Source organism: Streptomyces sp. NPDC006798 (genome assembly GCF_040635975.1).
Taxonomy (GTDB): domain Bacteria; phylum Actinomycetota; class Actinomycetes; order Streptomycetales; family Streptomycetaceae; genus Streptomyces.
Window position 1 is genome coordinate 51,462 of record NZ_JBEYIS010000014.1, and the last position, 6,596, is coordinate 58,057.

Sequence of the window (6,596 nt, forward strand, 5' to 3'; positions counted from 1 at the left end):
CGCCGACAACGTGCGGCCGCCGGGCGCGGCCCGGGTAGTTCGGGCGGTGCTCGGGAGGGCCAAGGCGCTGGGGGTCCCCCCATTGCCGAAGGCATAGGGGGCGGAACTGCGCGACCAGCCACAGGTGGGCGGCAGGCCGCCGACAACGTGCGGCCGCCGGGCGCGGCCCGGGTAGTTCGGGCGGTGCTCGGGAGGGCCAAGGCGCTGGGGGTCCCCCCATTGCCGAAGGCATACCGGCGCGGCCCAGGTAGTGGCGCTCGCCCGGAGGGCCGAGGCGGCGGGGCTGCGGCGGGAGGCGGGACGGCGCTCGCGGCGTTAGCGTCGGAGGATGAGGAACCGCCCCTCCGCGGCTCGCGTCGTGCGTGGCGTCCTCGCCCTCCTGGCGGGGCTGCTGCTCGCGCTCGCGCCCCTGTCCGCCCCCGTCGCCGCGGCTCCCGCGGATGTGGGGGCCGCGTTGCGGCAGGGGCCCGTCTATGTGGATCCCCGGGCCCGCGCGGAGCTGTCCGCGCGGGACGCGGACGCCCTCGCGGACCGGATCAGGGACGCGGACAAGCCGTTGTTCGTCGCCGTCCTGCCCGAGACCCCGGATTACGATCCGGCGACCGTCCTGGCGACGGTACGGGCCGAGACGGGGATCACCGGGCTGTACGCGATCCGCCTCGGCGACGGGTTCGACGCGGGTGCGGACGCCGCCGTCCTGGCGCCCCGCGCCGTACAGAACGCGGTCGACACGGTACGGACCCCGGCCGCGGCGTCCGCCGCGGCCGAGCTGAACGCCTTCGCCGATCTCGTCCTGCCCCAGCTGCGCGGCAGCGCGCCCGGCTCCTGGTCGGGCGGCGGCGCGGGGAGTATGAACACGGTGCCCCTGATCGTCTTCGGCGCGCTGCTGGTGGCGGGCGGTGCCGGCGGCTATGCGGTGCTGCGCCGCAACCGCCGCCGCAAGCGGGCCGAGGAGCGGGCGGCGCTGGACCGGCTGCGGGTGGTCGTGGACGAGGACGTCACGGCCTTCGGGGAGGAGCTGGACCGGCTGGACTTCCATCCGGCGGAGCCCGGCGCCGACGATGCCGCGCGGGCCGACTACGAACGCGCGCTCGACGCCTACGATCGGGCGAAGAGCCTGATGGCGGCGGCGGCCCGGCCCGGTGACGTCACGGCGGTGACCAGGACCCTGGAGGACGGCCGGTTCTCCCTCGCGCTGCTCGACGCCCGGCGTACCGGCCGTCCGCCGCCGGAGCGCAGACCGCCGTGCTTCTTCGATCCCCGGCACGGCCCGTCGGTCGCCGACGCGGACTGGGCCCCGGAGGGCCGGGGCGTGCCGCGCCCGGTGCCGGTGTGCGCGGCGGACGCCGCCCGGCTGGCGGACGGCGTCGAGCCGATGGCGCGTACGGTCGCCACCGAGGACGGGGAGCGCCGTCCGTACTGGCAGGCGGGGCCCGCGTACGGACCCTGGGCCGGTGGATATTTCGCGGGCGGTATTCTTCCCGGGCTCCTCGCGGGGACTCTGCTCGGTGGGATGCTCGCTACACCGGCCTATGCCGATACATATGGTGGCGGAGAATTCTCGGGCGGTGACTACTCGGGTACCGACTTCGATCCCGGAGACTTCGGCGGGGACGGCGGAAGTGGTGGTGGTTTCGGTGGTGGCGACGGTTTCGGCGGCGGTGGCGGCGGAGATTTCGGCGGGGGCTTCTGAACCCGCCCGCCGCCGCGCGACCGCCCCGGGCGCCCGCCGGAACGCCCCGGCGACGGGCCCGAGTGGGTTCCCGGGGGGTATCGGGCGTACGTCCGGTACGACTCCCGGCGGAGGGTTCGCGGTGCCGTCGCCGGGTATCGGTTAAAGTCGGCCATTGTCCCGGAACCCCGCGTGCGGCAGAAAGAACCGGGGATACGTTCCCCAATTGTTCACAGGCAATTAACCTGGCGGCTCGACGCTATCAGGGGGGCTGTTTTCCGTGTTCATCGGGTTTGCTGCTTTTGGTCCAGTTCTTTCGGTCGGCCCGATGGCCGGGAGTGCGGGTCTTTCCCCGGTTCCCGGAAGACTCTCCCCGTCCGGTGGCGCGGTCCATCCCACGGCCTTCGGGCATCGGTACGAACAGAGGCGCACCCGATGAGAGTCCTCGGCCCCGTCCCCTTCGAGCGCGTGCTGACGACCTTCGTCCGCGACAATCCCTATGTCCCCGACGAGGCGTACAACACCAATGACGACGCGGAGGAGAATCTCTGTCATGCCCAGCTCAGTCTGGGGCGGTGGTACCACGTTCTGCTGGACCGCTCGGACGTGCTGGGGATCGTCCTGCCGTGGCATATGGGGGAGTACGGCGAGTTCGAACTGATTCCGCCCGCCGGGGCGACGGTCGACGAGGCCGTCGCCCGGCTGTGCGAGCTGGGCTCCGACTACCTCACCGGGAACCCGGCGTGCGCGGCCAAGCTCGATCACCACGCAGAGGGGGCGCCGAGCCCGCTCTATCTGTCGACCCGGGCCATCCCGGGGGCGGACTACGAGCGGCTGGCGGTCCGAGAGGGCCTGGTCCACCTCGACGGGCTGCACCGGGTGCTGGCCTGGGTGCGGGCGGGGCGGCTGGACGGGGACGCGCTGGTGGAGGCGTATGTGGCGATGGACGCGGTGATGGACGTACCCGGGGAGGGCGACGGAGAATCCACCGCGACCGCCGCCGCGGCGGGTGAGCCGTCCCTGGTCCGGGCGGGTGCCGGCGGGGCGGGCCCGGAGCGCCGGGACCGGTCGGCGCCGGCCGGTCCGGCCCGCGGCTGAACGAGGGCGGTACGGTCCCGAGGGGCCGCTCTCGGGCGCCGGGGCCGGTGGCGGCGCGGCACGCCCGACGGCCCGGCGGCACGCCCGTACCGGTATCGGGTACGGGTGCCTTCCGGGCCGTCGTGAGGGGCCGGGCGCCGGGCGGACCGGCGCGCGGGGCGGGCGTCAGCCCTTCTTGATCGCGGAGATGTCGAGGGTGAGCTTCACCTTGTCGCTGACCATCACGCCGCCGGTCTCCAGGGCCGCGTTCCAGGTCAGACCCCACTCGGAGCGCAGGATCGTGGCGCTGCCCTCGAAGCCGACGCGCTCGTTGCCGTAGACGTCGGTGGCGGTGCCGTTGAACTCCAGGTCGATGGTGAGCGGCCGGGTCACGTCCTTGATCGTCAGATCGCCGGTGATCCGGTAGTCGTCGCCGCCGGTCGCCTCGGCGCCGGTGGAGCGGAAGGTCATCAGGGGGAACTTCTCCACGTCGAAGAAGTCACCGCTGCGCAGGTGGTTGTCCCGGTCCGCGATACCGGTGTCGATGCTGGCGATCCGGACGTCGATGGCGGCGCTGGAGTCGGCCGGGTCGGCGCCGTTGAGGTTCAGGCTGCCTTCGAAGTCGTCGAAGCCGCCCCGGACATTGGTGACCATGGCGTGGCGGACGGTGAAGCCGATCCGGCTGTGCGCCGGGTCGATCGCGTACTCACCGGTCAGCGCCGCGAGGGCGGGGTCCACGGGGGTGGCTTCGGTGGCGGACGCGTCGTTCTTGCGATTGAAGAGGCCCATGGCGAACTCCTGGAGGGGGACGGGGGTGGTTGTTCAAGCTTCAACGATTCTTACTGTAGAGCCATTCCGTTGAACATTCAACATTTACTGGGGATCGCGGCCCGTACGGCTGTTCGCGCGGCGCCCCTCGGCGGGCGGAAGCCGCCGCGGCCGGGCCCGGCGCCGTGCCGGGGGGCGGCACCCGGGGCGGCCGCCACGGCCGCTTCCCAGTATCCGCGCCGCGACCGTTGTCGGCCCGGCGACGCGGTGGTAGACCCACAGGGGCACCTCCCGTCGCACCCCGCCCAGGAGGCCCCGTGTCCCCGCCGCGCCCGACCCCGCCGGGTCCGTCCGGCCCGTCTGCCGCCCCGCCGTCCTGGTCCCGGCGGGGGTTCACCGCCGCCTGCGCCGGGCTGCTGCCCCTCGCCGGAACCGGAACCGGGGCCGGAGCCGCCCGGGCCGCAGAACACGGCCCCGGGCCCGCCGTCCGGCCCGCCCGCGAGCCCCGGGACCCGCGCGAGCCCGGTGAACCGTACGAACCGCTCCGGCGCCGCTGGGCCGAGATCACCCTCGGCACCGGCTACGACCCCACCGCCGAGCCGTACGCCTCCCGGCTGGCCGGAATCGACCGGCTCGCCGCCGCCCACCGGGCCGCCATGACCGCCGCCCCCGGCTCCCTCTGGCCCGATCTGCCCCTGCTCGCCCCCGCCCCGCCCGCCGCGATCACCCGCAGCTACGCCCGGCTGTGGACCATGGCCAGGGCCTATACGTACCGGGGCGGTACGGACCCCGGACTCCTCGCCGCCGTCCTGCGCGGCCTCGACCACCTCTCCGCCCTCGTCTACCACCCCGGCACCACCCCCTGGGGCAACTGGTGGGAGTGGCGGATCGGCAGCCCCCGGCTCCTGATGGACCTTGCCGTCACCCTCCACGACCACCTCGGCCCCGACCGCACGGCCGCCGCCTGCGCCGCCGTGGACCACTTCGTCCCCGACGCCCTGCTGCGCGACTACTCCGGCGTCTCCACCGGGGCCAACCGGGTGGACCTCTGCCGCTCGGTCGCCCTGCGGGGCGTCGTCGGCCGCTCCGCCGCCGAACTCGCCCTCGCCCGCGACGCGCTCTCCCCGGTCTTCCCGTACGTCACCGAGGGCGACGGCCTCTACGCCGACGGATCGTTCGTCCAGCACACCCGGGTCGCCTACACCGGCACCTACGGACAGGTCCTCCTCGACGGGCTGGCCCGGCTGCTCGCCCTGCTCGACGGCTCCCCCTGGCAGGTCACCGACCCGGCCCGGCACCACATCACCGAGAGCGTCGAACGGGCCTTCGCCCCGCTGATCCACAACGGACTGATCATGGACAGCGTCAGCGGCCGGGCCGTCAGCCGCGGACTGCTCAAGGACGACGACCGCCGGATCCGGCGCGGCGACCACTACCACGGCCATGCCGTCATCGCCGCGATCGCCCTGCTGGCCCGGTCCGCCGGGGACGCCGAACGCGACCGCTGGTACGCCCTGATCAAGGGCTGGGCCGCCCGGGACACCACCGACTCCCCGCTGACCGACCCCCAGCACGGCATCGCCGACCTCGCCCGGCTCGCCGCCGTGGCCGCCGCCCCCGTCCCGGCCGCGCCCCAGCGGGTCGGCCACACCCTCTTCGCCGCCATGGACCGGTCCGTGCACCGCCGCCCCGGCTGGACCGTGAACATCGCCATGGCCTCCGAGCGGACCGCGTACTACGAATGCGGCAACGGCGAGCACCCGCGCGGCTGGCACACCGGCGCCGGAATGGTCCTCTGGTGGCCCGAGCACACCCTCGGCGACCAGTACACCGACTGGTTCTGGCCCACCGCCGACCCCTACCGGCTGCCCGGCACCACCGTCTCCACGAAACGGCTGGCCGACAACGAGGGCGGCGCATGGGGCGAGCCCCGGCCCGACGTCCGCTGGACCGGCGGGGTCACCGACGGCGAGTACGCCGCCGTCGGCCAGCACCTGCGCGGCCTCGGCTCCACCCTGACCGCCCGCAAGTCCTGGTTCTGCGCCGACGACGCCGTCGTCTGCCTCGGCGCGGGCATCGGCTGCGCCGACGGGGTCCCCGTCGAGACCGTGATCGACCACCGCAATCTCGGCGAGGGCGGCCGGGCCCGGTTCCGGTACGGGGCCCGCTGGGCCCATCTGGAGGGCCACGGCGGCTGGGTCCTGCCCGGCGGTACGCACCGGCTCCGGACCCGTGAGGAGGACCGGACCGGCGCCTGGGCCGATATCAACACCGGCGGCACCGCCGAGCGGGCCACCCGCCGCTACCGGACCCTCTGGCTGGACCACGGCACCGACCCCGTCGCCGCCTCCTACGTCTATCTGCTGATGCCCGGGGCGAGCGCCGCCGAGGTCGCCGCCAGGGCCGCGGACCCCGGCCGGACCGTCGTCCTCGCCAACGACGCCGTACGCCAGGCCGTGACCCTGCCCGCGATCGGGCTGACCGCCGCGAACTTCTGGCGGGCCGGAACCGCGGGCCCGCTCACCGCCACCGGCCCGGTCAGTGTCCTGGTCCGGCGGCGGGGCCGGACCGCCGAGCTGTGCCTGGCCGACCCGGAGCGCACCGGCCGCCCCGTCGACGTGACCTGGCGGCGGCCCGTACGCCGGGTCGACGGCCACGACCCCGGAATCACCGTCCTCGCCACCGGCGGGGCCATTCGGCTGCGGCTGAACGGGGGGACCGCCGGTGCCGGACACCGCTGCCGGGTGACCCTGGGCTGAATTTCTTGTGGGCCCTCCACAAACAACACCGGCCCGAAGCTGGTGGATGAACCGCTACGACAAGCGCTTCTGTACGAGCCTCACAGGAGAAACGGCCGGAGACTGTACGGAGTCAACGGCAGAGTTTTCTTGTAGGTGTCCGTAGGGTCGATACATGACCGTTGTCGACGAGACCACCGGCGAGCCTGCCGACGCCCGAGGGCGCGTTGCCGAACTGCACGATCTGCGGGAGCGGGCCGTGGGGGGGGGGGGCGGCCCCCCCCCCCCCGGCCCCCCCCCCCCCCCGGCGCGGGCCCCCCCCCCCCCGGGGGCGCGGCGGC

Annotated in this window: 4 protein-coding genes; 3 read left to right on the plus strand and 1 reads right to left on the minus strand. The window is 74.4% G+C overall.

The annotated features are described in order from the left end of the window. Nucleotides 1-328: 328 nt before the first annotated feature. Nucleotides 329-1,693, plus strand: a complete 1,365-nt coding sequence (locus tag ABZ714_RS12095; RefSeq protein WP_358825086.1) for a hypothetical protein — start codon at nucleotides 329-331, stop codon at nucleotides 1,691-1,693. 414 nt (nucleotides 1,694-2,107) lie between these two features. Further along, nucleotides 2,108-2,770 carry a DUF6309 family protein gene (locus tag ABZ714_RS12100; protein ID WP_358825087.1) on the plus strand — a complete coding sequence of 221 codons (663 nt, stop codon included), beginning with the start codon at nucleotides 2,108-2,110 and terminating at the stop codon, nucleotides 2,768-2,770. 165 nt (nucleotides 2,771-2,935) lie between these two features. On the opposite strand, the gene ABZ714_RS12105 is transcribed toward ABZ714_RS12100, so the two are convergent. Then, on the minus strand, nucleotides 2,936-3,538 hold the full coding sequence (locus ABZ714_RS12105; RefSeq protein ID WP_358825088.1) for a YceI family protein: 603 nt from the start codon (nucleotides 3,536-3,538) through the stop codon (nucleotides 2,936-2,938). Between the two features lie 296 nt (nucleotides 3,539-3,834). Here ABZ714_RS12105 and ABZ714_RS12110 point away from each other — a divergent pair, with 296 nt between their 5' ends. Continuing rightward, entirely contained in the window at nucleotides 3,835-6,276 is a 2,442-nt protein-coding gene (locus ABZ714_RS12110) for a polysaccharide lyase 8 family protein (protein WP_358825089.1), read from the plus strand. Nucleotides 6,277-6,596: the final 320 nt, after the last annotated feature.